Origin of the sequence: Ensifer sp. ENS02 (genome assembly GCF_014851885.1) — a bacterium.
Taxonomy (GTDB): Bacteria; Pseudomonadota; Alphaproteobacteria; order Rhizobiales; family Rhizobiaceae; genus Ensifer; species Ensifer adhaerens.
Map to the genome: position 1 here is coordinate 13,908 of NZ_JACVAO010000024.1, position 25,597 is coordinate 39,504.

General features: G+C 59.6%; 34 protein-coding genes and 3 pseudogenes. 26 read left to right on the forward strand and 11 right to left on the reverse strand.

The annotated features are described in order from the left end of the window. Positions 1–15 precede the first annotated feature (15 nt). Both IB262_RS32015 and IB262_RS32020 read right to left on the reverse strand, forming a co-directional pair. On the reverse strand, positions 16–339 hold the full coding sequence (locus IB262_RS32015; RefSeq protein WP_110819541.1) for a DNA-binding transcriptional regulator: 324 nt from the start codon (positions 337–339) through the stop codon (positions 16–18). Next, positions 329–625: pseudogene (locus IB262_RS32020) on the reverse strand (type II toxin-antitoxin system RelE/ParE family toxin). The gene IB262_RS32015 and the pseudogene IB262_RS32020 overlap by 11 nt, the downstream one beginning before the upstream one ends. 528 nt (positions 626–1,153) lie before the next feature. On the opposite strand from IB262_RS32020, the gene IB262_RS32025 reads away from it, so the two are divergent. Genes IB262_RS32025 through IB262_RS32035 form a run of 3 tightly spaced genes read left to right on the forward strand, consistent with a single transcriptional unit; the run spans position 1,154 to position 2,528 of the window. Continuing rightward, the gene (locus IB262_RS32025) at positions 1,154–1,588 is read left to right on the forward strand and encodes an Hsp20/alpha crystallin family protein (RefSeq protein WP_110819540.1); all 435 of its coding nucleotides are present in this window, start codon (positions 1,154–1,156) and stop codon (positions 1,586–1,588) included. 9 nt (positions 1,589–1,597) lie between these two features. Further along, positions 1,598–2,002: an Hsp20/alpha crystallin family protein gene (locus tag IB262_RS32030; protein WP_110819539.1), complete on the forward strand. Its 405-nt coding sequence runs from the start codon at positions 1,598–1,600 to the stop codon at positions 2,000–2,002. Positions 2,003–2,027: 25 nt separating this feature from the next. After that, on the forward strand, positions 2,028–2,528 hold the full coding sequence (locus IB262_RS32035; RefSeq protein WP_110819538.1) for an Hsp20/alpha crystallin family protein: 501 nt from the start codon (positions 2,028–2,030) through the stop codon (positions 2,526–2,528). Positions 2,529–2,583: 55 nt separating this feature from the next. Here the strand turns inward: IB262_RS32035 and IB262_RS32040 are convergent, their stop codons facing one another. Beyond that, a complete protein-coding gene (locus tag IB262_RS32040) occupies positions 2,584–2,847 on the reverse strand; it encodes a hypothetical protein (RefSeq protein ID WP_034803523.1) in 264 nt (87 codons plus the stop codon). Between the two features lie 512 nt (positions 2,848–3,359). On the opposite strand from IB262_RS32040, the gene IB262_RS32045 reads away from it, so the two are divergent. Further along, entirely contained in the window at positions 3,360–4,802 is a 1,443-nt protein-coding gene (locus IB262_RS32045) for a DUF1254 domain-containing protein (protein WP_112976259.1), read from the forward strand. A gap of 629 nt (positions 4,803–5,431) precedes the next feature. Here IB262_RS32045 and IB262_RS32050 read toward each other — a convergent pair. Continuing rightward, positions 5,432–5,602, reverse strand: coding sequence for a hypothetical protein (locus tag IB262_RS32050; protein ID WP_192439266.1), 171 nt, complete (start codon positions 5,600–5,602; stop codon positions 5,432–5,434). 325 nt (positions 5,603–5,927) lie between these two features. On the opposite strand from IB262_RS32050, the gene IB262_RS32055 reads away from it, so the two are divergent. Further along, a complete protein-coding gene (locus tag IB262_RS32055) occupies positions 5,928–6,665 on the forward strand; it encodes a DUF4143 domain-containing protein (protein WP_246802781.1) in 738 nt (245 codons plus the stop codon). A 153-nt stretch (positions 6,666–6,818) separates the two neighbouring features. Here IB262_RS32055 and IB262_RS32060 read toward each other — a convergent pair whose 3' ends face one another. Continuing rightward, positions 6,819–7,217: a helix-turn-helix domain-containing protein gene (locus IB262_RS32060; RefSeq protein WP_244496912.1), complete on the reverse strand. Its 399-nt coding sequence runs from the start codon at positions 7,215–7,217 to the stop codon at positions 6,819–6,821. A gap of 27 nt (positions 7,218–7,244) precedes the next feature. On the opposite strand from IB262_RS32060, the pseudogene IB262_RS32065 reads away from it, so the two are divergent. Together IB262_RS32065 and IB262_RS32070 are read left to right on the forward strand one after the other, a co-directional pair. Further along, a pseudogene (locus IB262_RS32065) lies at positions 7,245–7,457 on the forward strand (aldehyde-activating protein); the annotation flags it as partial. 387 nt (positions 7,458–7,844) lie between these two features. After that, on the forward strand, positions 7,845–8,156 hold the full coding sequence (locus tag IB262_RS32070; RefSeq protein WP_244496913.1) for a hypothetical protein: 312 nt from the start codon (positions 7,845–7,847) through the stop codon (positions 8,154–8,156). A 137-nt stretch (positions 8,157–8,293) separates the two neighbouring features. On the opposite strand, the pseudogene IB262_RS32075 reads toward IB262_RS32070, so the two are convergent. After that, positions 8,294–8,407: pseudogene (locus tag IB262_RS32075) on the reverse strand (SMP-30/gluconolactonase/LRE family protein); the annotation flags it as partial. 127 nt (positions 8,408–8,534) lie between these two features. On the opposite strand from IB262_RS32075, the gene IB262_RS32080 reads away from it, so the two are divergent. From IB262_RS32080 to IB262_RS32115, 9 genes are all read left to right on the forward strand, one after another. Beyond that, positions 8,535–8,888, forward strand: coding sequence for a metalloregulator ArsR/SmtB family transcription factor (locus IB262_RS32080; RefSeq protein WP_192494324.1), 354 nt, complete (start codon positions 8,535–8,537; stop codon positions 8,886–8,888). Beyond that, positions 8,885–9,325, forward strand: a complete 441-nt coding sequence (gene arsN2 / locus IB262_RS32085) for an arsenic resistance N-acetyltransferase ArsN2 (RefSeq protein WP_113188635.1) — start codon at positions 8,885–8,887, stop codon at positions 9,323–9,325. The genes IB262_RS32080 and arsN2 overlap by 4 nt, the downstream gene beginning before the upstream one ends. 15 nt (positions 9,326–9,340) lie before the next feature. After that, the gene (locus IB262_RS32090) at positions 9,341–9,868 is read left to right on the forward strand and encodes an arsenate reductase ArsC (protein WP_060520386.1); all 528 of its coding nucleotides are present in this window, start codon (positions 9,341–9,343) and stop codon (positions 9,866–9,868) included. 1 nt (position 9,869) lies between these two features. Continuing rightward, positions 9,870–10,928: an ACR3 family arsenite efflux transporter gene (gene arsB, locus IB262_RS32095; RefSeq protein ID WP_192494325.1), complete on the forward strand. Its 1,059-nt coding sequence runs from the start codon at positions 9,870–9,872 to the stop codon at positions 10,926–10,928. Positions 10,929–10,930: 2 nt separating this feature from the next. Beyond that, complete coding sequence (arsC, locus tag IB262_RS32100; RefSeq protein WP_192358601.1) at positions 10,931–11,353, forward strand: arsenate reductase (glutaredoxin); 423 nt, start codon at positions 10,931–10,933, stop codon at positions 11,351–11,353. Beyond that, entirely contained in the window at positions 11,328–12,056 is a 729-nt protein-coding gene (gene arsH / locus IB262_RS32105) for an arsenical resistance protein ArsH (RefSeq protein ID WP_309142301.1), read from the forward strand. Before arsC ends, arsH begins: the two co-directional genes overlap by 26 nt. A gap of 236 nt (positions 12,057–12,292) precedes the next feature. Continuing rightward, positions 12,293–12,520, forward strand: coding sequence for a GDCCVxC domain-containing (seleno)protein (locus tag IB262_RS36165; RefSeq protein WP_113188648.1), 228 nt, complete (start codon positions 12,293–12,295; stop codon positions 12,518–12,520). A gap of 106 nt (positions 12,521–12,626) precedes the next feature. Beyond that, positions 12,627–12,818, forward strand: coding sequence for a DUF6494 family protein (locus tag IB262_RS32110; protein WP_090297658.1), 192 nt, complete (start codon positions 12,627–12,629; stop codon positions 12,816–12,818). A 260-nt stretch (positions 12,819–13,078) separates the two neighbouring features. Next, the gene (locus IB262_RS32115) at positions 13,079–13,849 is read left to right on the forward strand and encodes a glucose 1-dehydrogenase (RefSeq protein ID WP_034801598.1); all 771 of its coding nucleotides are present in this window, start codon (positions 13,079–13,081) and stop codon (positions 13,847–13,849) included. A 55-nt stretch (positions 13,850–13,904) separates the two neighbouring features. On the opposite strand, the gene IB262_RS32120 is transcribed toward IB262_RS32115, so the two are convergent. Genes IB262_RS32120 through IB262_RS32130 form a run of 3 tightly spaced genes read right to left on the reverse strand, consistent with a single transcriptional unit; the run spans position 13,905 to position 16,328 of the window. After that, positions 13,905–14,711 (reverse strand): sulfite exporter TauE/SafE family protein, encoded by an 807-nt coding sequence (locus IB262_RS32120; protein WP_348646947.1) that lies wholly within the window; start codon positions 14,709–14,711, stop codon positions 13,905–13,907. A gap of 56 nt (positions 14,712–14,767) precedes the next feature. Continuing rightward, positions 14,768–15,958 carry an arsenite efflux MFS transporter ArsK gene (gene arsK / locus IB262_RS32125; RefSeq protein ID WP_192439338.1) on the reverse strand — a complete coding sequence of 397 codons (1,191 nt, stop codon included), beginning with the start codon at positions 15,956–15,958 and terminating at the stop codon, positions 14,768–14,770. A gap of 28 nt (positions 15,959–15,986) precedes the next feature. Then, positions 15,987–16,328, reverse strand: a complete 342-nt coding sequence (locus IB262_RS32130; RefSeq protein ID WP_060520391.1) for a metalloregulator ArsR/SmtB family transcription factor — start codon at positions 16,326–16,328, stop codon at positions 15,987–15,989. A 43-nt stretch (positions 16,329–16,371) separates the two neighbouring features. Here IB262_RS32130 and IB262_RS32135 point away from each other — a divergent pair, with 43 nt between their 5' ends. The 3 genes from IB262_RS32135 to IB262_RS32145 all read left to right on the forward strand — a co-directional run bounded on the left by IB262_RS32135 (position 16,372) and on the right by IB262_RS32145 (position 17,547). Further along, positions 16,372–16,890, forward strand: a complete 519-nt coding sequence (locus IB262_RS32135) for a DUF6428 family protein (protein WP_192439274.1) — start codon at positions 16,372–16,374, stop codon at positions 16,888–16,890. Positions 16,891–16,980: 90 nt separating this feature from the next. Further along, positions 16,981–17,331 (forward strand): hypothetical protein, encoded by a 351-nt coding sequence (locus IB262_RS32140; RefSeq protein ID WP_192439275.1) that lies wholly within the window; start codon positions 16,981–16,983, stop codon positions 17,329–17,331. Between the two features lie 30 nt (positions 17,332–17,361). Continuing rightward, complete coding sequence (locus tag IB262_RS32145; RefSeq protein WP_192439276.1) at positions 17,362–17,547, forward strand: hypothetical protein; 186 nt, start codon at positions 17,362–17,364, stop codon at positions 17,545–17,547. Positions 17,548–17,982: 435 nt separating this feature from the next. Here IB262_RS32145 and IB262_RS32150 read toward each other — a convergent pair whose 3' ends face one another. Next, positions 17,983–18,186 (reverse strand): hypothetical protein, encoded by a 204-nt coding sequence (locus tag IB262_RS32150; RefSeq protein WP_176960320.1) that lies wholly within the window; start codon positions 18,184–18,186, stop codon positions 17,983–17,985. 583 nt (positions 18,187–18,769) lie between these two features. On the opposite strand from IB262_RS32150, the gene IB262_RS32155 reads away from it, so the two are divergent. Beyond that, on the forward strand, positions 18,770–19,234 hold the full coding sequence (locus IB262_RS32155) for a mobile mystery protein A (protein ID WP_034798540.1): 465 nt from the start codon (positions 18,770–18,772) through the stop codon (positions 19,232–19,234). 5 nt (positions 19,235–19,239) lie between these two features. Then, positions 19,240–19,833, forward strand: coding sequence for a mobile mystery protein B (locus IB262_RS32160; RefSeq protein ID WP_090297719.1), 594 nt, complete (start codon positions 19,240–19,242; stop codon positions 19,831–19,833). A 1,089-nt stretch (positions 19,834–20,922) separates the two neighbouring features. Here IB262_RS32160 and IB262_RS32165 read toward each other — a convergent pair. After that, positions 20,923–21,852, reverse strand: a complete 930-nt coding sequence (locus IB262_RS32165) for a LysR family transcriptional regulator (protein WP_192494326.1) — start codon at positions 21,850–21,852, stop codon at positions 20,923–20,925. Positions 21,853–21,944: 92 nt separating this feature from the next. Here IB262_RS32165 and speB point away from each other — a divergent pair, with 92 nt between their 5' ends. From speB to IB262_RS32190, 5 genes are all read left to right on the forward strand, one after another. Further along, positions 21,945–22,916 carry an agmatinase gene (gene speB / locus IB262_RS32170; RefSeq protein ID WP_113188112.1) on the forward strand — a complete coding sequence of 324 codons (972 nt, stop codon included), beginning with the start codon at positions 21,945–21,947 and terminating at the stop codon, positions 22,914–22,916. Between the two features lie 4 nt (positions 22,917–22,920). Beyond that, a complete protein-coding gene (locus IB262_RS32175) occupies positions 22,921–23,703 on the forward strand; it encodes an SDR family NAD(P)-dependent oxidoreductase (RefSeq protein WP_192439277.1) in 783 nt (260 codons plus the stop codon). After that, positions 23,700–24,437, forward strand: a complete 738-nt coding sequence (locus tag IB262_RS32180) for an SDR family oxidoreductase (RefSeq protein WP_112772678.1) — start codon at positions 23,700–23,702, stop codon at positions 24,435–24,437. The genes IB262_RS32175 and IB262_RS32180 overlap by 4 nt, the downstream gene beginning before the upstream one ends. Then, positions 24,434–25,324, forward strand: coding sequence for a polysaccharide deacetylase (locus IB262_RS32185; RefSeq protein ID WP_060520835.1), 891 nt, complete (start codon positions 24,434–24,436; stop codon positions 25,322–25,324). The genes IB262_RS32180 and IB262_RS32185 overlap by 4 nt, the downstream gene beginning before the upstream one ends. 102 nt (positions 25,325–25,426) lie before the next feature. Next, complete coding sequence (locus IB262_RS32190; protein WP_089046047.1) at positions 25,427–25,597, forward strand: hypothetical protein; 171 nt, start codon at positions 25,427–25,429, stop codon at positions 25,595–25,597.

Sequence of the window (25,597 nt, forward strand, 5' to 3'; positions counted from 1 at the left end):
CCGCAGCGCCGTCTCCTAAGACAGCATTTCGAGACCGTGTTTCCGGACGATCGAGAGCAGCTTCAATGCGGGGCCGCTCGGCCGCTTGGCGCCGGTTTCCCACTTTTGTACGGTGGACCCGCTGGTGTTGAGATAGCGCGCGAAGACTGGCTGGCTGACATGGTTGTTCTCGCGCAGCGCCTTGATCTCACCCGGCGACAGCTGCTGCGGGATGGACAAGCAAGTCTCATCAAAGGTCTTCATGGTTTCCTTGTCGATGGTGCCTGCCGCATACATGTCTTCGACGGCGCTATGGATCGCCTCAAAGGCATCGCTCTTGAACTTGCGCTTAGTCGTCATTGCAAATCTCCAATAGGCGCCGGTCCCATTTCGGCATCAAGCTCCGCCTGCGTCTTGCGCCGCTAGAGTTCGGCGAGCTTCCGAAAAGCCAGGAGCTTGTCGTCATCGATGTTTGCGCGGTCCTTCTTCGCGAACAGATAGGCGAACAACCCTCACCGGCTTTCGCCAGAACGATCGAACGGTGCAGGTTTATCGTTGAGCGCTTCTTGAACACGCCGCCACCGAGATCGTCAGCCTGTGCGCGCGCGGCCTGCTCAATCGCCTTGCGGAGGGCCTTGTCTGAGATCCGCGCTTTCTTCGCTGCCTTGAAAAATCATGCTGTTCTGAAAGTCCGTCTGCATCGCTTCATATAGCACTAGGTGCTACACCTATCAAGTTGTCGGGAAAAATCGCGGAGACTTGCCGCCTCCCACCCTTGGTTCAAGATCCTGGCAGCAAGCGCCGCGTCGTCCTGCGGCAAGGAACGGCCTTAGTGGTTCGCAACCATCTCCAGTGTGTCCTACTCTCAAGCAAACGTCGGCCCTTGAAACGCGCGCTTTTCTCACCTACCTCATTTTTGCCGGATGCCCTCTCGGATCCTGGCACGGGAACGATGGTCCATTTATGCGTTGGACTGGTTCGGTTCATATCTCTTCGCAAGGAGGATATGGTCCGGCGTCTGCCCGACCCCCTTGCGTAGCTGTTGTGCGATCGACCGTCTCGATCTTCTGATCGTCAGTTCCGTCCGTCTCCGATCCTGCGGCCTCCGGCATGCACGTACTTGGCGCGTTGTAAGCAACAACAAAGGCTGATTATGAAACGAAGGAGGATGCACATGCTGATATCGGATTTTGGCCGCATGGGATTCGACCCATTTCTGGAAATGCGGCGAATGCAGCAGGAAATGAATCAGCGTTTGTCCGACATGACTGCCAACGCCGCCCACGAGTTTCCACCCGTCAACCTCTGGATGGGTGAGGGCAGCGTAGCGGTGACTGCTGAATTGCCTGGGATCGCGCCTGACGAGGTCGATCTGACGGTTCGCGAGAACACGTTGACATTGAGGGGCGAACGCGGATCCCCAACGGAGGATGAGAGATCCGTCTGGCACCGGCGCGAACGAGTGTACGGAAAATTCTCTCGAACGGTGCAATTGCCTTTCCGCGTCGATCCGGAACAGGTCGAGGCGCGTTTCGCAAACGGGCTTCTTGAAGTCGAACTACACCGGCCCGAGACGGATCGACCGAAGAAGATCCAGATCAAAGGATAGGAGGCCAAAATGGCTCAGGAACTGAAAACGACTGAACGCCGGGCTCCAAGCAAGCTTGACGGTGGCGAACCGACCCGTTCGCGCCCGGTGTTTGTCCCGCGCACCGATATCTATGAGACAGAGGACAATGTCGTTGTTCTCGTGGACATGCCGGGCGTCGCTTCAGAGGGTGTCGACATCACGCTCGAGAAGCGGACGCTGGCGATTCGGGGCTACGCGACGGACGAACAGCACGACAACTATCGCCAAATCTATGCCGAATACGGCGCGGGCAATTATGAGCGCGTCTTCACCCTCTCCGAAGATATCGATCGGGACAGTATCGAGGCATCGCAGAAGAACGGCGTCCTGCGGTTGGTCCTGCCGAAGGTCGCGCCGGCAAAGGCGAGAAAGATCAAGCTGAAGATGGCGTAATTCGTGCGGAGAAAGGAGGTTGACCATGCAGATTAGAGATCTGATCCCCTGGGGCAGTAACAAGGGAAGCGAAATTGCGAAGTCAGACGAGGGAAACCCCGTCTTTTCCTTGCAGCGCGACGTGAACCGTATTTTCGAAGATTTCTGGAAGCGGCTCGATCAACCGTTCGGAGCCTTCGGGCGCTGGGATACCGGCGGGCCGCGAATGGACGTCACCGAAACCGAGAGTGCGATTGAGGTTTCGGTGGAGCTTCCTGGAATCGACCAGAAGGACGTCGATGTCTCCCTGACGAACAGCGCGCTCACGATCAAGGGAGAAAAGAAGAGTGAGCAGGAAGAGAGCAAGAAGGGGTATCACTTGTTGGAACGCTCCTACGGGTCGTTCTACCGCTCGATCCCGTTACCGTCGGGCGTCGACGAGGACAAAGTCGCCGCCCAGTTCAAAAACGGCGTCCTGACCGTGACGCTTCCAAAAACGGAGGAAGCGTTGTCGCGTGTTAGGAAGATCGAGGTGAAGGCGAGCTGACATCGACTTCACGGTCGTGACATGCGGCGGGCGAAACCGCCGCATTTCTTAGCGATTACTGCAGAGGTCTCGTCCGTGGATAGGCCATCAGCGAAGCGCGGGCGCGGGCGAGATCTGCTCGGGCGACGGTCAGCATCTCGTCTGCTCTATCCAGAGCGCCGAAAGCAGCGGCAGTCGGATTGGGCCGTTCCGCAGTGATGCGAACCCAAGCGCGATCGATTTCAACAAGAGCCGCGCGAACATTCGCGATCGCTCGTTCGATGGCATCGTAGAGAGCGATCTCCTCTTCGGAGACGATTGGCGAATTGTCACCGCTCATCGATCTCTTCCGGTCACACGGGTCCCTGGTGCAGGCTCGAATTGCAAAATACCACGAAGAGTACCCTTCTTAAACAGTCAGCGTGGCGCCGTTGGGATGGCAATCGCCAGAACCCGTGGGCACCGATGTGCTAAAGGCATCAAGGGGTGAAGTCGCGACCATTGAAACGCCTGATGAACGCGAGTTCAACTGCCAATTCTTCCCTCTGTCTCCAACATCCGCTTTCCTGAACGGGCACACCATTCTGATGAAACCAAAATGCAGCGTCGGCCGGCTTCGTTTCCTCCCGATAGATGTATGCGCCGATGATTACGGCGGCCGCCGCCGATGATCAGGTCAGGGTGTTGAGTCGGGATGGTCGCAGCATCGTCAAATCAGCAGTCGCTGTGTATGGCACGCTTGCGGATCTCTGGCCCAGCCAGGTCATTTTCCACGCTAAGTTTCGGATTCGATTTCCCTCCCGTTATGAGTTAGCATCTCGCCGCTAATACACATCCTGTTCGGAGGGGAACATGAATATTTCGCGTCGGGCATTTGCGACATCGACCTGTGCGGGACTAGCCATGGGGATGATTGCGGGACCCGCTGTTGCGCAGGACGGATCGATTGGCGACGAGTTGCTAGGACGGACAGACTTCTGGACAGCACTTGAAGCTTACATTTATGCCTATCCGTTAGTCACCATGGAGTACACGCGGCGCGTGATCACGAACGTCGCCGAACCCCAAGGCACGAAGGCGCCGATGGGCCAGATTGGTCGACTGCGCGCCTACCCCGACGCATCGTTTCGCGACGTGACCGCTCCTAATGCCGATACTCTCTACACCTATGCTTTCTTTGATGTCGCCAAGGAACCCTATGTCTTGAGCCTTCCAGATCTTGGCGATCGTTATGCGCTTTTCCCGATGCTCGATGGTTGGACCAACGTCTTTGAAGTACCCGGAAAGAGAACTACGGGACCGGGTGCGCAGACATATGCGATCACCGGCCCGGGCTGGACGGGAGCGCTGCCTGAAGGCGTGACTGAATACAAATCACCCACCAGCATGGTGTGGCTGCTCGGGCGTATCTATTGCACCGGAACGCCTGAGGACTATGCCGAAGTCCACAGGCTTCAGGATGAGGTGAAGCTCGTTCCCTTGAGTGGCTACGGGACGGACTACACCCCACCTGCCGGCAAGACCGATCCAGCTATCGACATGAAGACTGCAGTTCGTGAGCAGGTCAACGCGCTGGATGCGGTCGCCTACTTCAAACTGTTCTGCGACCTGCTGCAGACTAATCCCCCCGCCGCGGCCGATGCTCCATTGTTGGAGCAGTTGGCCACCATAGGGATTGTTCCTGGCAAGGATTTCGACGAGAGCAAACTCGATGTCGTCCTCCAGAAGCGGCTTCCACAGATTGCGTACGCGCGAATTATGTTGCACTTCAAGGATAGCGGGGGCGACGTCGAGGACATCAACGGGTGGGCATACACGACAAAAACCGGTCTCTATGGTACGGATTATCTGCAACGCGCTCTGATCACCGCCATCGGACTTGGCGCCAATCGCCCTCAGGATGCGATTTATCCAACGAGTACGAAGTCGGGCAGTGGCCTTTTTACTCGCGACTATAACGGCTCGGAAAACTATGTAATCAACTTTGCCAAGGGACATCTGCCTCCGGTAAACGGGTTCTGGTCGATAACGATGTATGACGCGGGATACTTCTTCGTGGACAACCCGCTGAACCGCTATTCAATTAGCGCCCGTCAGGAGCTCAAAGCCAATGCTGACGGGACGACCGATATCTACATCCAGTACGAATCTCCTGGCGCAGACAAGGAGTCAAACTGGCTGCCTTCCCCGAAGGGTAAGTTTATCCTGATGATGCGGCTGTACTGGCCGAAGGAAGGAAACCCGTCGATCCTCGACGGATCGTGGGTTCTGCCGGCGGCGACGAAGACGGGTTGACGTCCAAGGCCATAGTGAATCGGCCGTAACCGGGGATCTGGCAGTTGCAGCCTCAACGGGCGCAGCTTTGAAAAAGCACGGTGTTTATCTCGGCCGCGAATCGTTCACCACCGACAGCGATTTCCACAAAGCGGTCCACTCGCCCGTTGGTGTTGGAATCGTTGCTGTCCATGGCCTTCCTAAGTCGATTGTTGCGCTGAAGTTAAATCGCACCGTCTCTTAATAAACGAAACGGAAGTTTTGTTTATTACCGTACTCGCTTAATAAACGGTGGGCACAAAAGTTCGCTCGATTCTCATCAAGGCGAAGAGTCCGCAGCCGACTTACCGCCGTGCGGCTGTGCGGCTTGGGCAAGCGGTAAATGTGAAGAGCGGGCATTAATTACAACCGTGCCAAACGACGGCACTGCGACAAAACAGGACAAGGGAAAGTCCAGCGCCTGCTTGCCCAGTCGGGTCCGATCGCGATGGTCTTGACCTGCTCCTCGGCCATGACAGCAGCGTGGCATCCGATAGAGTTGCTGAGCGCAGATCGAAACTCTTGCTACGCAGACGACGGATCTCGTCGCTCGGATTGAAGCCCTCGAGGCTCTCATAGCGCCGGGCGGCGTGGGCCAACCCGCATAACGGTTACAGCGATCGGGTCACCACCTCGGTCGCGACGAACACCAGCAGGGCCGCTAGCGCGACGGCCGTTCCAATACGCGCGATCTTCATGCGGCGCCCGCGAGCGATGAGCGCCATCGCCGCTAGCGGGTTCGCGATGCCTCGTCGGGCAACCGGAATGTCGTGAAACCCCATTCGTGCTCGCGCGTTATCCCCCCGACCAAGCGGTGAGGAATCAAATGTCTATTCATATGCGAGATCTCGGCGAGGCCGTTCTTGATTTGCTCTATTGGCGTCCGACAGAGCAGGCGCCTGAATTGAACGACGATCGGCATTTGCTCATTCAGGCATACCGAACGAACCAGGCCCCTGAGGCCGCTCGGCAAGAGCATCTAATGATTGACCCTGAGCTTGCAGTCCGCTTGCGCAAAGCGAGATCAGAACCGCCGGCAGCAGCTTCCTGCGCGACGCCTTCCAAAACGAAGCCAAGGCCGGAGAGCCATTCTTCGGAGACGACCTCATGGCTGCGGTTCTGGCCGGTGGATATCCCGAGGCGCTGGCCCGCAAAACCTTGAACCGCAGACAGGACTGGTATGCGGATTATATCCAGGCGATCGTTCAACGCGACGTTCGCGATGTCGCGCAAATCGAGCAGATTGCTCAAATGCCGCGCCTCCTACGCATCCTGGCAGAGCATTCGGGACAGCTCGTCAACTATTCTGGAATTGGCGCGGCCATTGGGATGAACCACATTACAACGCAAAAATATGTCGGCATCTTCGAGAGCCTGTTCCTCGCTCGAACCGTACAACCCTGGTTTTCGAACAAACTAAAACGCCTCACGAAAACACCGAAAATACATTTCCTCGATTCTGGTCTTCTCGCATCCCTTCGTGACCTCTCTCTCGACCGTCTCCACGACGACAGGGGTCGGTTCGGGGCATTGCTGGAGACTTTCGTTTTTGCCGAGATCCTTAAACTCGCCAGCGGCGGGCAAACCCGCTTTCAGTTTTCGCATTTTCGAGACAAGCAGCAGAACAAAGTCGATATCGTCATCGAAGATACAAGGGGGCGGATCGTCGGTATCGAAATAAAGGCGGCAGCATCCGTCTCGAATTCCGATTTTTCCGGATTGCGAATTTTGGCCGAAGCATCCGGAGAACGGTTTGTTTCGGGCATGGTCTTGTATGACCACCACAAAGTGGTCCCTTTCGGAGAACGTTTGTCCGCTGTGCCAATATCCGCGTTGTGGCGGTAGCGCGTGAGAATTTCGCTCAGTATTCAGACCCGAGCATTTTTGAGACTTCCAAGGTCTCGATAACCAATAGGCCTCAGGTTCGATTCCCTTCAAGGCGAGGGAATCGTCTCGCAGACGCTGAGAAACGTGCCAAGCAGCAAATCGGTCAACCTCCTATGACGGAAGTTGCCTTATCCAATCGTCGAATCCAGCGTGTGGGGCCTGTACCGCCAGACCCGTATTCGGTCGTCCGTCTGATTTCACCGATTGCCTAAGCTCCCGTGCGCTTTGCCTGTACTGCTGTTTGAAGGCGCGGGCGAAATGATCGCCTCTCAAAAATCCGAAGTCGGCCGCAATGTCGGAGATGCGGCGCATATCCCTGGGATTGGCCAAAATAGACCTAATCCGCTCGAGCCGACGGGTCTGGATGTAATGGACAACGCCACCTTCCGTTTCGAACAAGCGATAAAGCGTCCGGCGGGATACGGCGACAATGTTGCAGATCGCATCGATGTTCAGCGTGCTGGCGTCGAGGCGAGCCTCGATATAACGTTTCGCGTGACGCAGTAGCACGAGCTCGAGGCCGGGGCGCGCAGCCCTCCTGAGCGCTTCCAGGAAAGCGGCTGGGCGAAGCCCGGGTTTGCCGCCTTCGTCTCCTCGATCATCGAAAGCGGCTACGATCCAGCGAAGATGGGAGGTGTGCGCGCGCGGCTGCGCGAGCTAAGACTTGAACCCTATGATTGCCTCAACCCGGTCCTGATGGATGTGATCGCCACATGGGCAGCCAAGAAGAGCGGCGCGCTCCCCAATTGATCGAAGAGACGCTCTTCAAACTCGATCCGTGTTCGGCTCGTTTGGAGCGCGCCAGCTTCCGTAGCATTGTGTGCTCGGCGAAGTTCGCCGAGCACTTCTAAAGCTTGCCGCGTTTATGGACGACGCGGCCGGTGTAGATTGTGTTCCGAGGCGCTGACGGTGCGGGGTGCCAAGAGAGGTCATCAGGCGCAGGATGTCGTCACAGTGCCCACGAAAAAGATCGGCGTCGATGCGGTCACCCGTCACGTTCTGAAGGATGCCATACTGCTTTGCGGGACCGCAGCCATAGAGACATCGCCCATCCCGGTCGACTAGGAAACGACTGACAAGCTCAGGGGTCATTGCCGAAAAAATTGGAACCAATCCGGCCACCCGAAGGTTTGATTTGTGGGTGTCAACACTTCACCCGCTTTCAGAAGCAGCGGGAATCCGATCGGCGCCTTTAGATCCGTCCTTCACGCACTTTCAGCAGTGACCGTTTTGGTCTCGGCGGCGGTCTTTACCCAGCCGGCGAACGCTGAGGACAAGGATCGTTGCCGCGTTGCTTCGGGCGACGACACGAACCAGAAGAATCTCTCAGAAAAACTGGACGATTGCGATGGGGTGTTGAAGCCCCCTCGCGTCGGCGACACTGAAATCAAAACACCGGCGCCTGATGTCGGGAAAACGCGGGTGATCCGCCCCGGCGAATTGCAATAGAGCGTCGCCGATGGCGGGTAAGCCTGGCTCAAAATGCTAAGAGTTCTGTGGCCGCTATATCCGACTAAAGTCGGCTTACGGCGGGCGGCGTGAAACGGCGTTGAGCACCGGGATCCAGCCACAGGCTCTCCAGCGGAGCCGTCGGCGGGTGCAAATCGGACCACACATCCGCCGCCGGCGACGCGGCAATTCCAGATGAAGCCTTCAGCATCCACACAGGAGCCGTCCGGCAGACCTCGCTCAAAACCAGCCGATGCCGGTTCTGAGCCAGCGTGAAATCGAGAGGGGGCCTTGGCGGATTTCGATCCGCCAAGTTTTCTGGCACTCAACAAAGCCGACGGAGGTTGACACGAAAAACATATCCGTTATTCTGGATATATGGATATCAATACAGCAATCGCGGCGCTTGCCGCACTCGCCCAGTCTACCAGGCTCGAGACGTTTCGACTTCTCGTCCGACACGAACCCGATGGCATTCCTGCCGGCGAACTCGCCCGGCTTCTCGATGTACCGCAAAACACCATGTCGGCGCACCTTGCGACGCTGTCGCGTGCGGGCCTGGTTTCAAGCGAGCGGCAGAGCCGTTCGATCATCTATCGGGCGGACCTTCAGGGGCTGCGCAACCTGACCCTCTTCCTGCTTAAAGACTGCTGCGGCGGCTCGGCGGAACTCTGCGCGCCGCTCATCGCAGAACTCACACCCTGCTGTGCTCCCGAGGTGAAGCTGTCATGAGCAACATCAGGCTGGAGCCAGTCACGGGGAGCGATCCCGAATTGAAACTGGCGCTGTCGGCTTCCGGTCTTCCAACCGAAGACCTCGAAGACACTGGGCGCTCGTTTTTCAGGGCGGTTTCCTCAGGTCGCGGCACGGTTGGCTATGCTGGCATCGAGGTGTGCGGCGACGACGTGCTTCTCAGGTCGATAGTCATCTTGCCCGAGCATCGTGGCAAGGCGCTTGGAAAATCGCTGACCAGGGAAACCCTGAAGACCGTCAATGTGAGCTCGGCAGTCTTCCTGGCGACAACCTCCGCCGCACCGTTCTTTGAAAGCCTTGGTTTCGTTGTGGTCGAGCGGGCCGATGTGCCGCCCGCCGTTCTGGCAACCCGTCAACTATCAGGCATCTGCCCGGCATCGGCAACGATCATGAAACTCGACAGAGCTCCGACCTAACCACGGAACACAACCATGACCGACAAGACTTACAACGTGCTCTTCTTGTGCACGGGCAATTCCGCACGTTCTATTCTCGCAGAATCCATCCTCAACAAGGAAGGCGGCGGGCGCTTCCGGGCGTTTTCCGCAGGCAGCCAGCCCAAGGGCGAAGTCAATCCACATGCCCTGAAGGAACTGGACGTCCTCGGCTATCCGGCGACCGGCTTCTCGTCGAAGAGCTGGGACGTTTTCGCCCAGCCAGGCGCGCCCGAAATGGACTTCATCTTTACCGTCTGTGACAGCGCACACGGCGAGGCCTGCCCGGTATGGATCGGGCATCCGATGACGGCGCATTGGGGTGTCGAAGACCCGGCTGCGGTTGTCGGCTCCGAGGTCGAAATCCAGCGCGCCTTTGCACAGGCCGCTCGCTTCCTCAAGAACCGCATCATGGCCTTCATCAATCTGCCTCTGGCCTCCATCGACCGCCTGGCGCTCGAGCAGCACGTCCGTCAGATCGGTTCGCTCGAAGGCGCTTCCGTCAAGTCCGCAAAGGTCGAGTGAAATGTCTACCTTCGAACGCTACCTCACCATCTGGGTCTTCCTTTGTATCGTCGTCGGCGTCGCCCTCGGTCATTTGATGCCCGGCGTTTTCCAGGTCATCGGCGCGGCGGAGGTCGCGAAGGTGAACCTGCCCGTCGCCATCCTGATCTGGCTGATGATCATCCCGATGCTCATCAAGATCGACTTCCGCTCGTTGGCGCAGGTCAGCACGTATTGGCGTGGCATCGGCGTGACCCTGTTCATCAACTGGGCCATCAAACCGTTCTCCATGGCGCTGCTCGGCTGGCTGTTCGTGGGCTGGCTGTTCCGTCCTTATCTGCCGGCCGACCAGATCGACTCCTATATCGCCGGCCTCATCATCCTCGCGGCCGCCCCCTGTACCGCGATGGTGTTCGTCTGGAGCAACCTGACGCGCGGCGCGCCGCTGTTCACGCTGTCTCAGGTGGCCCTCAACGATGCGATCATGGTCGTCGCCTTCGCGCCGATCGTCGGGCTGTTGCTTGGGCTGTCAGCCATCACCGTACCGTGGGACACGCTCCTTCTGTCGGTGGTCCTCTATATCGTCGTCCCGGTCATCATCGCCCAGGTCCTGAGAGCGCGACTGACCGCCGATGGCACGGCGAACGCGCTGGACACCATGCTGACGAAACTGCGGCCGCTTTCGCTCCTCGCCCTGCTCGCGACGCTCGTTCTCCTCTTTGGCTTCCAGGGCGAGCAGATCATCGCACAGCCGACGATCATCGCGCTGCTGGCCGTGCCCATCCTGATCCAGGTCTACTTCAACTCAGGCCTGGCCTATCTCCTGAACCGGATGTCGGGCGAGCGCCATTGCGTCGCCGGGCCTTCAGCACTGATCGGAGCCAGCAACTTCTTCGAACTTGCGGTTGCCGCGGCCATCAGCCTGTTCGGCTTCCAGTCAGGTGCTGCGCTGGCAACCGTCGTCGGCGTGCTCATCGAAGTTCCCGTGATGCTCACGGTCGTCTGGGCCGTGAACCGCACCAAGGGCTGGTACGAGGCAGCTCCCGCTGTCTCCCGGAACACCATCACTGAAAGGACATGACAATGGACGCCACCATCTATCACAACCCCGCCTGCGGCACGTCCCGCAACACGCTGGAGATGATCCGCGCAGCCGGGATCGAACCTGATATCATCGAGTATCTCAAGTCACCGCCGTCGCGCGATGAGTTGGCAAGGATGATCTCCGATGCCGGATTGACCGTCCGACAGGCGATCCGCGAGAAGGGCACGCCTTACGCGGTACTGGGTCTCGACGACCCGAAGCTGACGGACGACCAGCTTCTCGACGCGATGCTGAAGGACCCGATCCTCATCAATCGTCCGTTCGTCGTCACGCCACTCGGCACCAGGCTTGCGCGACCCTCCGAGGCGGTGCTCGACATCCTGCCGGATGCCTTCAAGGGTGCCTTCTTCAAGGAAGACGGCGAGCAGGTCCTCGATCAGGAGGGCAAGCGCGTTGTCTGAGACTTTTCCCGCCTTGCAGGAGCGGCATCTTCGCCAACCTGACATCGACGCGTTGCGTCCGGCGTTCTCGACGCACAAGCCGCGCATCCTGATCCTCTACGGCTCGCTCCGGGAGGTTTCCTACAGTCGGCTGCTCGCGCACGAAGCCAGACGCCTTCTCGAGCGGTTGGGGTGCGAGGTGCGGATGTTCGATCCGAGGGGGCTGCCGCTTCCCGACGAGGCGCCGGTCAGCCATCCGAAAGTGCAGGAGCTGCGCGACCTGTCGCAATGGTCGGAAGGCCAAGTCTGGGTTAGCCCCGAGCGCCACGGCGCGATGACGGGCATCATGAAGGCCCAGATCGACTGGATTCCCCTGTCGCTGGGATCGATCCGGCCGACGCAAGGCAAGACGCTGGCGATCATGGAAGTCTCCGGCGGCAGCCAGTCCTTCAACGCCCTGAACCAGATGCGCGTGCTCGGCCGCTGGATGCGGATGATCACGATCCCGAACCAGTCGTCGGTCGCCAAGGCCTACCAGGAGTTCGACGCCGACGGCCGCATGAAGCCGTCGTCCTACTACGACCGCGTCGTGGATGTCTGCGAGGAACTGGTGAAGTTCACGCTGCTGACACGGGACGCCTCGGCCCACCTTACAGACCGCTACAGCGAGCGGAAGGAGCACGCGGCCGTGTTGGAGAAGCGGGTGTCACTGAGATCGATTTAGTCAAAGGCCATCGGCAATGTTCCGATAGCGGCCATCTTGCAATCGCAATGGCCGCTGTTTGGCCAAAGCGAACCAACGCCTTGTTTGCTTATGGTGGCCCATTGCAGCCTTTCGAAAGACTGACCTAGCGATCATGACGCAAAACTATGCACGAGGCGATATTTCCAATAGGCTATTCAGCAATGGATGACGGGCGTCATCTGAAAGCATTCGTTGCCGAGGCACAAAGTGTGACCATACAGCTTCGATCAACCCTCACCTGTCCCAATTGCGGCCAGCGGGCTACGGAAACGATGCCCACCGGCGCCTGACAGTTTTTCTATGATTGCAATGGATGCGGTATGATGCTCCGGCCAAAATCCGGGGACTGCTGTGTGTTCTGTTCCTTTGGCGACGTGCCTTGCCCGCCAATCCAGGAGGCCAAACATAACAACGGAGCCGCAAGTTGTTGCGTCGGTTCCTAACGTGGGATGAGAGGCAAGGCTGACATCCCATCGGGCTATGCCGGCGCATTCCGGGCGATAGACAAGCGCCCACGCTGCTCCCTCACGGACGCCGAGGAGTTCCACGATGAGCGAAGACGCCTTCAACATGTCGATCCGCAAGTTCCTGAAAGAAGTCGGTGTCACCTCGCAGCGTAAGATCGAAGAGGCCGTGCGCGAGGGGCAGTTCGGCGGCGAGAAGCTGAAGGTGCGCATGACGCTGACGGCGGAGGGCACTGGTCTCAACCACGTGGTGAACGGTGAGATCGACCTTCCATAGGTCTGGCGAAAGCATGGATCGAAACGCCCAGGCCGATACTCATCAATGAGACCAAGATCGGTCAGGCATCGCGCCCGCACTGAGCCGGAAGCTTCTATCTCCCCACCGAGCCAAGCCTAGAGCCCGCGCACCACTGCCCCAAGGTCGTTCTCGACGAGCATGACGTTCGTCGGACGGACTTCACGTGCGCGACATGAGCAGAACAACTGGCATCCGCACGCCGACGCTGCAATAATTGAGCTTCATCGAGGGAGGCAATGATGCGGAAGAGTGCGCCGGATTTCAGCCTTGAGGGCAAGGTGACTTTGGTGACGGGCGCGAGCCGTGGCATTGGACGTGCTTGCGCACTTGCCTGTGCTGCAGCAGGCTCAGATATTGTCTTGGGGGTCCGCGATGTCGCAGCGTCAGCGGGCCTGATCGCCGAAATCGAGGGCGCGGGACGAAAGGTTCTCCCTGTTGAACTGGACATTCCCAACAAGGCCCATATCGCACAAGCCGTCGACGCGGCGGTTTCTGCATTCGGTCGGATCGACGTCCTCGTCAACAATGTAGGCGTGGCCCCGGGCAATCTTGCGGAACTCGTTGAGGAGAAGGACCTTGACGAGATACTCGATGTCAACATCAAGGGCACCTTCCTGATGACACAGGCAGTGGGCCTTCACATGATCGCGCGAAATGGTGGCCGGATCATCAGCATTAGCTCACAGGCCGGTACGGTCGCACTGCGCGGTGAGGCAATCTATTGCATGAGCAAGGCGGCAATTAATCACCTCACGCGCTGCCTTGCAGCCGAATGGGCACGCTATAATGTCACCGTAAACACCGTATCGCCGACATTCATCCACACGGATGGTACAGCACCGTTTTTATCCGATGCCGAAAATCGCAAAGCGACGGTCGATCACATTCCACTCGGCCGGATCGGGGAAACCGATGATGTGGTGGGTGCCGTAGTCTTCCTTGCATCGCCGGCTGCGAGCCTGATCACCGGCGCGAACCTGCTGGTGGACGGCGGATGGTCCGTCGCCTGAGGCCACGGGGCCGAACTCGAAAAGCGCGTCAAATTGATCTGGGGAAGAAATCCTGTCAGCCGTGCCGCCAGACCTTCACGGCTGACAGCAACAAGATCACGGCGAGTGCGGGAAGGAGGACCGAATTCGGGACAATGCCGAGGAGTAGACCGCCGACAAACGTCCCCACCACCGATCCCGCGGCCATGATGAGGACGAACACCCTGTTGCGACCCAGAACCGAAAAGCTCTGGTCGCGGCTGTAGCGGGTAAAGCCCACCAGCATTGTGGGAAGGCTCACCGCCAGTGAGAGGCTACCGGCGAGCTTGATGTCCGCGCCGAAGAGCAGAACCAACGTCGGAATGAGCAACTCGCCCCCGGCGACGCCCAGCAGCGACGCAACGATGCCGATCACGAAGCCGGCGGATATTCCGGCGACAATCTGCCAGTTTCCGGTCAGAAGCGGTTGACCCGCCGAGGTGCTGTGGCCAAGCACCAGCACGACGGCGATTGCGACAAGAAGAACGGATATCACCCTGTAGAGGGTCTCAGATTTCAACCGTGCGGCCCATCCTGCGCCGAACCAGGCACCGATCAGGCTTCCTGCAAGAAGGTTCAGTACGATCGGCCAATTCGATGCGATCTGACTGAAAGGGATCGTGCCGGCTCGAAACGGCAGGGCGCAAGACACGACGACAAGGCTCATTGCCTTGTTCAGGATCACCGCCTCGAGGGCCGCGAAATTGAATGCGCCGATGAGCAGCGGCAGACGGAATTCTGCCCCTCCAAGCCCTATCAACCCGCCGAGTGCGCCGATGATGGCGCCGCCGCCGAAAGCGGCCGGATGACTGCGTGACGTCGTCGATTTGATCGGAGTGTTCACGGAGGCTCGGCTTTCATGGCAATGATCCGCGGACTCTTATGTACGCTCTTCCATTATCAGGCAACGCGGTCGCGACGCACCGATGAGGCGACAGCGACGAACGCCAGGATCCCAAGCGTACCCAGCGCGGCGATCACGAAAAGCGAGAGGGTTGTCCCGAAGTGGTTCATAGCGGCCGCGAACGCAAACGGGGCGGCCGCGCCAGTCGCCAACCTTGCCGCAGCCATCTTGCCCGTGATCGCGCCGTAGCCAGCGGACCCGAAGAGATAGAGGGGCAAGCTCCCCTGAGCGATGCTGTTGATCCCTGACCCAAGGCCAAGACAGATGGCGAAAGCCACCGCACCTGGCAGCCAATCACCTGACACCCCGAGTATTACCGCGCCAGTGACCATGAGAGCGGCAGAGACAATCGCAAGCGCGGGCGGCGACAGGCTCTTTCCGAAGACCATGTTGATCAGGCGGCTCATGACCTGGGCCGGACCAAACAAGGAACCGATCACGACCGCCGCACTGCCAAGTCCGATCGCGCCGAGCATCGGCACCATGTGGGCAAGGATCGCGGCGAGGGTGAAGCCCGAAAGAGAGAAGGCAAAGGAGACCAGCAGCATGCCACGGCGACGCGCCTGGGGTTCGAGAGCGCCGACAACGACCTCGCGGATTCTTGTCTCGTCCGTTTTGGAACTCAGCCTTCCGGCACGCATGATCCAGTAGTGTAGGGGCATGCAGACGATAAGGTTCAGGACGGCGAACACCAGATAGATTTCCCGCCAGGTGAGATATCCGGTCAGTGCCGCGGCGATCGGCCAGAAGATGGTGGAGGCAAAGCCGCCGATGAGTGTCAGATAGGTGATGCTGCGGGACGCCATGCGAGGTTCGCTTTCGACCAGTGTTGCGAAGGCCGCCTGATACTGGACCATCCCGGAGGACACTTCGAGCAGGACAATCGCAAGGACAAAGAGCGACACAGACGGCGACCATGCACAAAGCACCAGCGTTAACGCCGCAAGGGCCGACCCCAGCGTCATCACCGTTGCCGCACCGATCTTGTCCATGTGCCTGCCGATGAACGGAGCAGACAGGCCGCCGATGAACAGCGAGACCGAGAAGACGGCGAAGACCCGCTCCAGGCTGATGCCAAGGTCTTTGGCCATTCCGGGTGCGAGGATGCTGAAGGAATAGTAGAGAGTGCCGTAGCCGATGATCTGCGTGACACCGAGAGCGGAGACGATGCCCGCCGGAACCTTGATCGTATGCAATGACGTGTTCCTTGACGGGCTATGCTTCGCTTGAACAGCAACTGGCGGATCGCTCGACGGACCCGCGGATGCCGGGATGCCCCGCGCAGCAGTCTTCCATCAGGAAAGTCACCAGATCGGCCAGCGTGTCGTAACTTGCGTTATAGACGATCGAGCGCGACTCCCGGCGTTGGGAGATGAGGCCTGATCGTTCGAGTTCCTTGAGGTGGAACGAGACGTTTGATGGAGAGACGCCCATGCGTTCGGCAATCGCGCCGGCGGCCAGACCTTCAGGGCCGGCGATGACCAGGGTCCTCACGATGGAAAGTCGGGTTTCCTGTGAAAGCGCGGCGAAGGAGGAGAGGGCTTGACGATCATCCATATTTCAATAATCCTTGAATCATTGAAATTTAGGATAACCGCAAATGAGCGCGATCGACAATAGCCAATCCCACAAAACCGATATCTCGCTTGGGGAGTTGCTCGGCAGAGCCGCAGAGACACCGGACCTGCCCTTGGTCTTCCTGTATGACGGAAAGCCCGTGAAGCCCGGCTATCACGTGACCGAGGTCAAGGCTGGCCAGTTCTCCGCGCTTGATTGCGGGGCAAATCCGGAAGCCTGGTCGGAGATTTTCGTGCAGCTATGGGACATCGAGGAGGGCGAGCGGACCCATATGACGGCCGGGAAGTTCTCGGCCATCGTCCGCAAGGTTTCCGAACACGTCCGTCTCGACGGGTCCGCCAAGCTGACCTTCGAGGTGAGCGATGGCGTCGGGCCGATGCAGTTGTTCTGCGCGAATACTCCTGTCGCGGAAGACGGCACTCTCCAGGTCGCGTTGACGCCACGGCCTGCGAGCTGCAAGCCTCGGGACCGCTGGTTGGCCGAACAAGCTGCTAAAATCTCTTGCTGTAGTTCCTCCGCCAGCTCTAAGTGCTGCGCATAAGGCGGCGCAAACGACCCGCACCAGCGTTCCGGCCGCCCCGACTCCTCGAAAGCCCGTCCATCTACCGACTTTATGTAGCGCAGGATAACAGTGACGCTGTCGAAGATGGAACGCGCTTCGCTTGAAATGCAGCTTCCCGGTGACCGACGCAAGGAATTCGTCATCAGCATCGACACGGCTCATGTCCGAAGTGCTGATCCTAATTCAGGGCGAAACTTCGAGCTCGTTGTGGCCCGATGCGGCCACGGCGGTCGGGGTGATGTCAGCGGCCGCTATTTCGCGACGAGCAGCACCGACCAAACCGCAATCCGGGATCGAACTTTGCATGCCCTTCGGCAGGAAGGGTATCGCGGTTTCGGCGACGTCACCGTGATCTCGGACGGCGCCGAAATCCTCAAGCGCCTGCCCCGGGCGATGCCGAAGCCGACAGCTCACATCTGACTGTTCCACATCGCCATGAAGATCCAGCCGATGCAGCAGATCGCCAATCACCTCTGCCGCTCCAACTCTGACCGTGCCGATGTACTGCTTACCATTGACAGGGACGTCACGGCCGTGAAGTGGCGTCTGTGGCACGGTCGCGTCGATTGGGCGATCCGCGACCTAGAGCAACTCCTGGTCAGTCTCAAGCAGTCGCAGCGGGAAGGTGAATTCTAGTTTGCACGGCTTCACAGCCTTGGCTCGCAGCTCCCGACCTACATCCGTTCCAACCGCGGTGCGATCATCAACTATGGAAAGCGCTACCCGGCTGGGCTTCGCGTCCCTACGACACTTGCCGAGTCGGCGGTAATTCGCTTGTTGGAAAGCGGATGGTCAAGAAGCAGCAGACGCGATGGTCGCTCCACGGCGCTCACATGCTCACGCAGGTCCGGACGACCGCGTTGAACGGCGGACTTCGCGATCGCTTCAGGGCACCATTCCGACAGCCAGACCCGAACGTGCCTTCGATATTCAAACCCAAGCCACCCCCCTTTGCGCCGCCGGACCCTCGAGAAGTTACCGGTCTCCAAAGGGGCAATCTCAATTAACTGCCAACTCTTAAATTTAGTGCCAGGCTATCTTGTTGAAACTATTGCTGTCGGAGTCTTGCGGTTAAATGCAAAACGACATGGGCGCTTTGTAGCCGCTATAGGCATTGATCCCTTCGGTCGCACCAAGGTCGCCGGAGCGGATCTGCGGCATCTTCGGCAGTAGATCGGTGATTATCTTGGCCACGCTGCTCTTACCCATCCTTGCAAGCGGTCTGGCGATCCGTTCCTCGGCGACGTAGTGAGCGGGCAGGGCTTTTGCTGTCATTTGGACGGCGCAACATCGGCCCCGTGCGCAGTCATGACCCGGAGGTAGTCTTTTCCAAGAGCCCCGTCGTTGTAGTCGCACCAGTCTTGATATTGGACCATACTGACCATCCCTGCGCGAAGAGTTCGCGACGCGTTCTAAGAAGGTGGCGGTTCCAGCGGCTCGAAACTGGTGGTCGAGCATCTGAACCAAACGGTTCCGCACAATCAAGCAGCTCTCAAAAGTTTGCTGCCGTCAGCAGGCGGAAATGTCGCTTCATCGGAAACGCAACAGGCCCGTTATCAGAAAAACGCGCATGACGTGTAGACCCTCCAATCCCATTGCAAGGTCGAGATGCGGTCCGCGAGCCGGCGGTGGAGCTCGTAGCGTAGAAATAATCAGCGGTAAAAGGCGCCATGCAGCTGTTGATGTCGGGTTGGAAAGCCGGCAAGCGTTCACTGCGACCAGAGAGTCACGTTGAAATTGCGGCCACTGCTCATGGATATATGATCAAGAATGGGAATATTGATTATCTTTATATGTTCTATTAAGCTGACCATGATCATTTATTTGTGATAATTTTCTTCTTTATGGACATAAATATATGAACAGAAAGCAAGCCGCGCTCGCGCGAAAACAGTTGGAAAGACGTCTCGCGCCCGTGCGAGAACTCAAAATCATCTCGCCGCCTCGCGGTTGGATGAAGGCCATCCGGGAAGCTCTTGGTATGACCACCCGACAACTTGCCCACCGCATGGGAGCGGCTCCGTCTCGCATACCGGCCATCGAGAAGGCCGAGGTTTCCGGAGCGACAACAATCAAGACCCTTCGTGAGGCCGCTGCGGCAATGAACTGCACGTTCGTCTACGCTTTCGTGCCGATAAAACCGCTCGACGATATCCTTTACGAGCGTGCCGCCGAAAAGGTGGGCGAGGATATGACGAGGCTCGACCACACCATGCGGCTGGAGAATCAGGCGCTGCTTAAGTCGGACCTGGAGGCAGAACGTCGGCGGCTCGTGGAATCCCTGCTTACCGACGCTGCACGGCGCCTTTGGGATGAGGATTGAGATCCATGGCTGAAGATCCTCTATTCGAGCACGACGACGAGGCAAACACCCCTCTACCCCCTGAGGAGCGGGAGCGGCTCATCCCTTCCTACATCACCTTGCGGCACGAGTTGAATGAGGCCGAGCAAGTCAATATCGGCGAGGGCCTGCGGTGGGCAACGTCGCGAAAAAGGGACGTGCTCGACCAGGCTTTTCTTTGTGAGCTGCATCGCCGCATGTTTGGGGACGTTTGGGACTGGGCTGGGGACTACAGAACCACGCCTCGCAATATCGGTATCGATGCCTATCGCATCTCAGTGGCAGTCAGGCAGGTGGTCGACGACGTACGCTACTGGGTCGAACAGGAAACTTTTCCACCCGACGAGATCGCCGTGCGGTTCAGTCATATGCTCGTGGCCATTCATCCCTTTCCAAACGGGAACGGCAGATTTTCCCGGCTGGCTGGTGATCTGCTGGCACGTCGGCTTGGCCGGCCGCCCTTTACCTGGGGCAGAGCTGATCTGGTGGATGCGGGCGAGACCCGCGCTCGTTATGTTGCGGCCCTTCGGGCGGCTGATAACCACGACATAGGACCGTTGCTGGCGTTCGCCCGCTCTTGAGGTTCGAACGGGGAGTTAGCCAGCCGAACTGAACCGAGGAAGACGATATGAAGACATTCACGCAGTCGCAGTGTCGGGCGAAATGAAAAACTGATCCCCTGGAGGTGCGGACGAATTCTTGGACTAACAGGAGATAGTTCATGTATTCGTACGAAGACCGCATGAGAGCCGTGCAGCTCTACATCAAGCTTGGCAGACGCGTGAAGTCCATCGCGGACGCGCTGGGGATACACAAGACGGGCTGACAGATCAGAGATCGCGCACCTTGCCCGGCACGGAAGCGCCTGCCGTGGACAACATCGTGTCCAATACCAAACAACGAGGAAAGCCCTCTTCGGCTTTCGAGCCATCGATCAGAAATTTGCCTGAGGCGGGCGGGAGAACGCATCCCGTCCTACCCGCTTATGCGGCGTGAGCCGTCTGTGATTGCCCTGCCAGATGGAATCGAAACCCCGGAGCGTCAGCTTCGAGTGCTGCTCAAGCATGTTGTGCCGCATGGCTCGGGCAATAGCGCGCGAAAGCGTTCTGTCATACGTTCGCTCGCCCGGTCCGGCCGGCACGCCGAGCCTCGAACTGTAGAGCGCGTCGTCAGCTTATGGGCAATGCGCCCGCCTTCATCGAATGCAGCAAGCTGGCATGCCGTCGAGTTTGCGTGCGGGGTTATACTGATGGATGCCGCCATTGCTCTTGGCACCGCCATGGCGACCGTTGCGCTGTCCGACAGAATGGCGACACCTTCGCCGATTACCTGCATGACTGCATTATGTCCGACATTCCGGCCACGAGGCGCTGATCATCGAGGACGATCTGGGCAGCGAGTTTGGCTATCGGGGCGGTCCGATTCCACCGCTGAAAGCGCTCGATCAGGCCAGCCAGGTCATCTATATCGGCGCCTTCAGCATGACGCTGCTGCAATCCCTGCGCGTCGGGTACATGATCATGCCGAGGGCGCTAGCGGAAAGGTGCCGCCGGCTGATTCAGGTTCGCTATGGGCGTTGCCGCAGTTCACCGAACAGATCGTTACCACGATTGAGTCGTCCGACACATCCAATCCGCGTGTCGAGGATCACCCCGAAATCGCCATCGAGTCTAGCCGGGGCGCGCGCTTGCGAGGATCGCCTGGGCAAGCGTCTCGGCGGCACGCGAGGGCTTGCTGCGGGGATGGGCGATGTGGAACATGTCCTCGAACGTCATGCGCTCGGGGGCGAGCAGCCGCAGGCGACCGTTGCGTACCCATTCGTCGGCGTAGTGGTCGGGCAAGAAGCCGATATAGGCGCCGGAGAGGAGCAATAGCAGCGTGCCCTCCATGTGCGGCGTGGCCGCCGCCCAGTGGAAGTTTACCCCACAGATCGTCTCGGTAAGCATGTAGGTGCGACCAGCAAAAGACTGCGCTTCCAGAACTGCGTCGGTGAGCGCATCGTCGGGCAGGTCGAATAGCGGGTGACCCTGCGCGCAATAGAGTTTCTGCACCTCGGAAAAAACGGTCTGCGTGCGCAAATGCGGCGTCGCGCTGCCGACCGTCGGCATCAGCACGATCTGATAACCACCATTTAGAAGGCCCTGATGCAGCACCTGCGGCGCGGCGACGTCGATCTCCAGATGCACACGCGGCGCCTGTCGGTGGAAGGCAGCGAGCGCCCCCTGGAGATCGAGATCCCGGTTGGTAATCATCGCGTCGACAGTGCCGAAGGTCAGGCTGCCGGTCAGTTCCCCTTGCGCTTCGCCGACACGGCTCTGGAACTTTTCCAGCGCGCCGAAAAGATCCAGCGTCGCCTCATAAACGAGGCGTCCTTCGTCGGTCAGAAGGAAACCGCTGCGCCCGCGGCTGCAGAGGCGTAAGCCCAGCCGCTCCTCAAGGTGGCGCATATGGGTGGAGATGGTCGCCTGCGTCATCCCGAGTGATGATTGCGCGGCGGAAAACCCCCCATGCTGCACGACGGAGGCAAAGACACGCAACAATCTCAACTCTGCATCGCCGAGCGACAGATTGAGGATGCGATGGCGAACCTTGTTGATCATTCATTGATTAAGTCATAACTAAACATCCAATCATAGATATTTTTAAGCGTATCGACCTTCCACACACTCCCTTCATCCTGAGGAGGAGAGACATGGCGGGTAATTCCTATGAAACCGGGCGGCTGAACCTGCCGTTCGTCGGCATCTGCACCTTCGGCAAATATCCCTACCAGCCGGACTGGGATGCGATCGATGCGGATGTGGCGATCCTCGGCGCGCCGTTTGACTGCGGTACGCAATGGCGCGCCGGCACCCGCTTCGGGCCGCGAGCCATCCGCGAGGCATCGACGCTGTTTTCCTTCGGCCATGGGGGCGCCTACGATCACGAGGACGACGTCACCTACCTGCCGAGCGACAAGGTTTCGATCGTCGATATCGGTGACGCCGACATCGTCCACACCGACACGATGAAGAGCCATGCCAACATCGAATTCGGCGTGCGCAAGATCCTGGCCGCCGGCGCGCTTCCGGTGGTGCTCGGCGGTGACCATTCGGTCAACATCCCCTGCATCAACGCGTTTGAAGACGACTGTGCTGAACACGGCCCGATCCATATCGTCCAGATCGACGCGCATCTCGACTTCGTCGACGAGCGGCACGGGGTTCGCTACGGCCACGGCAATCCCATGCGCCGGGCCGCCGAGAAGCCCTATGTCTCCGGGCTCTCGCAGTTCGGCATCCGCAACGTTTCCTCGACGGCCAAGGAAGGCTACGAGAATGCGCGGTCAATGGGCTCGGATATCCTGTCCGTGCGCCAGATCCGCGCGCTCGGCACGGAGAAGGTTGCTTCGCGCGTGCCGGCCGGAGCCCGCTACTACGTCACGATCGATATCGACGGCTTCGATCCCTCGATTGCGCCGGGCACCGGCACGCCGTCCCATGGCGGCTTCATCTATTACGAGGTGCTGGAGATCCTCTCGATACTCGCCAGGCGCGGCACCATCGTCGGCATCGACCTGGTCGAGGTTGCGCCGGATTACGACCACTCAGGCTCGACCTCGATCCTCGCCGCCCAGGTGCTGATGAACCTCATCGGCCGCGTCATGCACGCCAAGAGAGGCTGAGACCATGGGTCGTATCGCTTACGATTTTTCCGGCGAACACGTGCTGGTGACGGGCGCCAGCCGCGGCATCGGCCGCGCGGTCGCGGAAGGTTTTGCCGCCGCCGGGGCAGAGGTCACCATTCTTTCCTCCGGCCGTGGAATTCACGAGGCCGCCCGCGAGATGTCTGAACGCTTCGGTCGCAGGATCGAGGCCCTCGAATGCGATATCACCGACAGTGCTGCCGTTAAGGCGACACTCGCGCCGCTGGGTCCCATCGATGTGCTCGTCAACAATGCCGGGCTCGAGCGCATTACGCCGGTGACCGACGAAGACGACGGTGTCGAAGACACGTTCCGACGCATCACCGACATCAACACCAACGGCACCTTTTATGTGACCCGCCACGCGCTGCCTCACATGCGCGAGGGGGGCCGCATCGTCGTCACCGCGTCGATCTGGAGCCGTGTCGCGGTGCCGGAGTTCTCCGCCTATATCGCCTCCAAGCATGCCAATCTCGGCTTCACCCGGGTGATGGCCAAGGAACTTGGGGGACGATGCATTCGTGTCAATGCCGTCTGCCCCGGCTGGGTGCGCACCGAGGCGGCGATGCTGTCGCTGAAGAACATGTCGCTGCGCACCGGGCGCAGCGAGGAGGACCTGCTGGACGAGATCGTGGGAGCCCAGGTTCTGCCGGGCCTCCTGGAACCGGAAGACCTCGCTGCACCCTATCTCTTCCTCGCTTCCGATGGCGCAAGGGACATGACGGGCCAGGCGCTGATGCTCGACCGCGGCGAGGTGATGGCATGAGTGCGCGCGTTCTTGTCACCGGCGCCTATCGCGGTATTGGGGCTGCTTGCGCCCTGGCATTCGCAGCGACAGGAGCTCGGGTTGCGCTTGCCGATATTCGCAAACCGGACGAGACGGCGATTTCGGCCGTACAGGCAGGGGCTACGGAAACCCTGACGCTTGCCTGCGATGTCTCAGACGAAGGTTCGGTCGCCGCCATCGGCGAGGTGGTGCAACGGACGTTCGGCGGACTGGATATCGTCGTCCACTGCGCCGGCGTCATTCATGAAGCGCCCTTGCTTGAAACACCCGTTGCGGATTTCGACCGGGTCATCGCCATCAACCTGCGTGGCAGCTTCCTCGTCGGCAAGATGGCATTGGGGCTGATGGGGGGAACGGCTGAGGAGCCCGCGCGGCTGATCATGATTGCCTCCGACATGGCCTATTACGGCCGCGAGACCTTTTCGCCCTATGTCGCGTCCAAGCACGGCGTGCTCGGTCTGGTGCGTTCCTGGGCAAAGGAATTTGCGCCGCGCGTGCTGGTCAATGCGATCTGCCCCGGTCCGATCGATACCGAGATGCTTGGGGCGGCGAACATGAGCGCCGAATGGCGTGCCAGGGAACTGGCGATACCGCTTGCGCGCTTCGGCAAGCCCGAGGAGATCGCCGAACTCGCACGGTTTCTCGCCGGCTCCGGCGGGCGCTACTTCACCGGCCAGGGGATCGGCAGCAACGGCGGGAGCATCATGCCATGATAGCCAATCCCATTCCCTGGCCGAACGGCGCCAAATGCGCCGCCTCCATCACCTTCGACATGGATGCCGACAGCCTCGTCCATATCGCCCATCCAAAGGATGGCCACAGCCGCGTATCGGCGATCTCGATGCTGCAATACGGGCCGAAGGTCGCGATCCCGCGCATTGTCGAGAGCTATCGGCAACTGGGCATCAAGCAGACCTTCTTCGTGCCGGCTTGGTGCATCGAGCAATATCCGCAGGCGATCGAGGCCATTCTGGAAGGCGGCCACGAGCTGGCGCATCACGGTTTCCTGCACGAGCACCCCCGCGAACTTTCGGACGAGCAAGAGGCGCACTGGCTCGACCGCGGCATCGAGGTGATCGTGAAGGCGAGCGGCAAGCGACCGCGTGGCTGGCGGGCGCCGCTTTACAATTTTTCCCACCGGTCCGCTGACCTCCTGGTGTCGCGGGGCTTTGCCTACGACGCTTCGTTGATGGGTGACGACATTCCCTATCTGCTTGAATGCGACGCCGGCGCCCTCGTCGAGCTGCCGTCGCACTGGGGCCTCGACGATTGGCCGCAATATGTCCAGTCGATGGACCTCGACTACATGATGCCAATCCGCGCGCCGGAGCAGGGCTTTGCCGCCTTTTCGCAGGAGTTCGAGGCGGCCTATCGCCACGGCGCGCTGTGGGTGCCGGTCGTGCATCCCTTTGCCACCGGCCGGCTTGCCCGCTGGGAGGTGGTGCATCGCTTCCTCGAACAGGTTCTCACGCGCGGTGACGTCTGGTTCGCGCCGATGGAGGAGATTGCCGCCCATGTGCGGCGTGTTGTCGAAAACGGCAGCTGGTCGCCGAGGATTGACCGACTGCCCTTCTATTCCGAGCCCGTCACGGTTCGGTAGCCGGCAGCGGGTTTATCCGCTTCCGAAGATCGGCGGCTGATGGAGCCGCAATGGACTTCGCGGAAAGACGCCAGAAGGCGCGACGCGAAAAGGGGAACGACGATGGAAAACAACGATATCGCCTGGCAGAGCGAACTGGCGCGGCGCGCCCGCATCTATGAAGATATCGAGGCGGGCGACCGCTTCGAGGGCACGATGACTGCGCTCGACTACACCGGCATGACGGTATTGACGCTCGTGCTGGTCGTCGGCTTCTGGCTCTGGGGGGCTTGA

Bases quoted from the DNA above. Each gene is read 5' to 3' on its own strand.
- IB262_RS32015 (WP_110819541.1), bottom strand. From the start codon at position 339: ATGACGACTAAGCGCAAGTTCAAGAGCGATGCCTTTGAGGCGATCCAT.
- IB262_RS32025 (WP_110819540.1), top strand. From the start codon at position 1,154: ATGCTGATATCGGATTTTGGCCGCATGGGATTCGACCCATTTCTGGAA.
- IB262_RS32030 (WP_110819539.1), top strand. From the start codon at position 1,598: ATGGCTCAGGAACTGAAAACGACTGAACGCCGGGCTCCAAGCAAGCTT.
- IB262_RS32035 (WP_110819538.1), top strand. From the start codon at position 2,028: ATGCAGATTAGAGATCTGATCCCCTGGGGCAGTAACAAGGGAAGCGAA.
- IB262_RS32040 (WP_034803523.1), bottom strand. From the start codon at position 2,847: ATGAGCGGTGACAATTCGCCAATCGTCTCCGAAGAGGAGATCGCTCTC.
- IB262_RS32045 (WP_112976259.1), top strand. From the start codon at position 3,360: ATGAATATTTCGCGTCGGGCATTTGCGACATCGACCTGTGCGGGACTA.
- IB262_RS32050 (WP_192439266.1), bottom strand. From the start codon at position 5,602: ATGGGGTTTCACGACATTCCGGTTGCCCGACGAGGCATCGCGAACCCG.
- IB262_RS32055 (WP_246802781.1), top strand. From the start codon at position 5,928: ATGGCTGCGGTTCTGGCCGGTGGATATCCCGAGGCGCTGGCCCGCAAA.
- IB262_RS32080 (WP_192494324.1), top strand. From the start codon at position 8,535: ATGGATATCAATACAGCAATCGCGGCGCTTGCCGCACTCGCCCAGTCT.
- arsN2 (WP_113188635.1), top strand. From the start codon at position 8,885: ATGAGCAACATCAGGCTGGAGCCAGTCACGGGGAGCGATCCCGAATTG.
- IB262_RS32090 (WP_060520386.1), top strand. From the start codon at position 9,341: ATGACCGACAAGACTTACAACGTGCTCTTCTTGTGCACGGGCAATTCC.
- arsB (WP_192494325.1), top strand. From the start codon at position 9,870: ATGTCTACCTTCGAACGCTACCTCACCATCTGGGTCTTCCTTTGTATC.
- arsC (WP_192358601.1), top strand. From the start codon at position 10,931: ATGGACGCCACCATCTATCACAACCCCGCCTGCGGCACGTCCCGCAAC.
- IB262_RS32110 (WP_090297658.1), top strand. From the start codon at position 12,627: ATGAGCGAAGACGCCTTCAACATGTCGATCCGCAAGTTCCTGAAAGAA.
- IB262_RS32115 (WP_034801598.1), top strand. From the start codon at position 13,079: ATGCGGAAGAGTGCGCCGGATTTCAGCCTTGAGGGCAAGGTGACTTTG.
- IB262_RS32130 (WP_060520391.1), bottom strand. From the start codon at position 16,328: ATGGATGATCGTCAAGCCCTCTCCTCCTTCGCCGCGCTTTCACAGGAA.
- IB262_RS32135 (WP_192439274.1), top strand. From the start codon at position 16,372: ATGAGCGCGATCGACAATAGCCAATCCCACAAAACCGATATCTCGCTT.
- IB262_RS32145 (WP_192439276.1), top strand. From the start codon at position 17,362: ATGCAGCAGATCGCCAATCACCTCTGCCGCTCCAACTCTGACCGTGCC.
- IB262_RS32150 (WP_176960320.1), bottom strand. From the start codon at position 18,186: ATGACAGCAAAAGCCCTGCCCGCTCACTACGTCGCCGAGGAACGGATC.
- IB262_RS32155 (WP_034798540.1), top strand. From the start codon at position 18,770: ATGAACAGAAAGCAAGCCGCGCTCGCGCGAAAACAGTTGGAAAGACGT.
- IB262_RS32160 (WP_090297719.1), top strand. From the start codon at position 19,240: ATGGCTGAAGATCCTCTATTCGAGCACGACGACGAGGCAAACACCCCT.
- IB262_RS32165 (WP_192494326.1), bottom strand. From the start codon at position 21,852: ATGATCAACAAGGTTCGCCATCGCATCCTCAATCTGTCGCTCGGCGAT.
- speB (WP_113188112.1), top strand. From the start codon at position 21,945: ATGGCGGGTAATTCCTATGAAACCGGGCGGCTGAACCTGCCGTTCGTC.
- IB262_RS32175 (WP_192439277.1), top strand. From the start codon at position 22,921: ATGGGTCGTATCGCTTACGATTTTTCCGGCGAACACGTGCTGGTGACG.
- IB262_RS32180 (WP_112772678.1), top strand. From the start codon at position 23,700: ATGAGTGCGCGCGTTCTTGTCACCGGCGCCTATCGCGGTATTGGGGCT.
- IB262_RS32185 (WP_060520835.1), top strand. From the start codon at position 24,434: ATGATAGCCAATCCCATTCCCTGGCCGAACGGCGCCAAATGCGCCGCC.
- IB262_RS32190 (WP_089046047.1), top strand. From the start codon at position 25,427: ATGGAAAACAACGATATCGCCTGGCAGAGCGAACTGGCGCGGCGCGCC.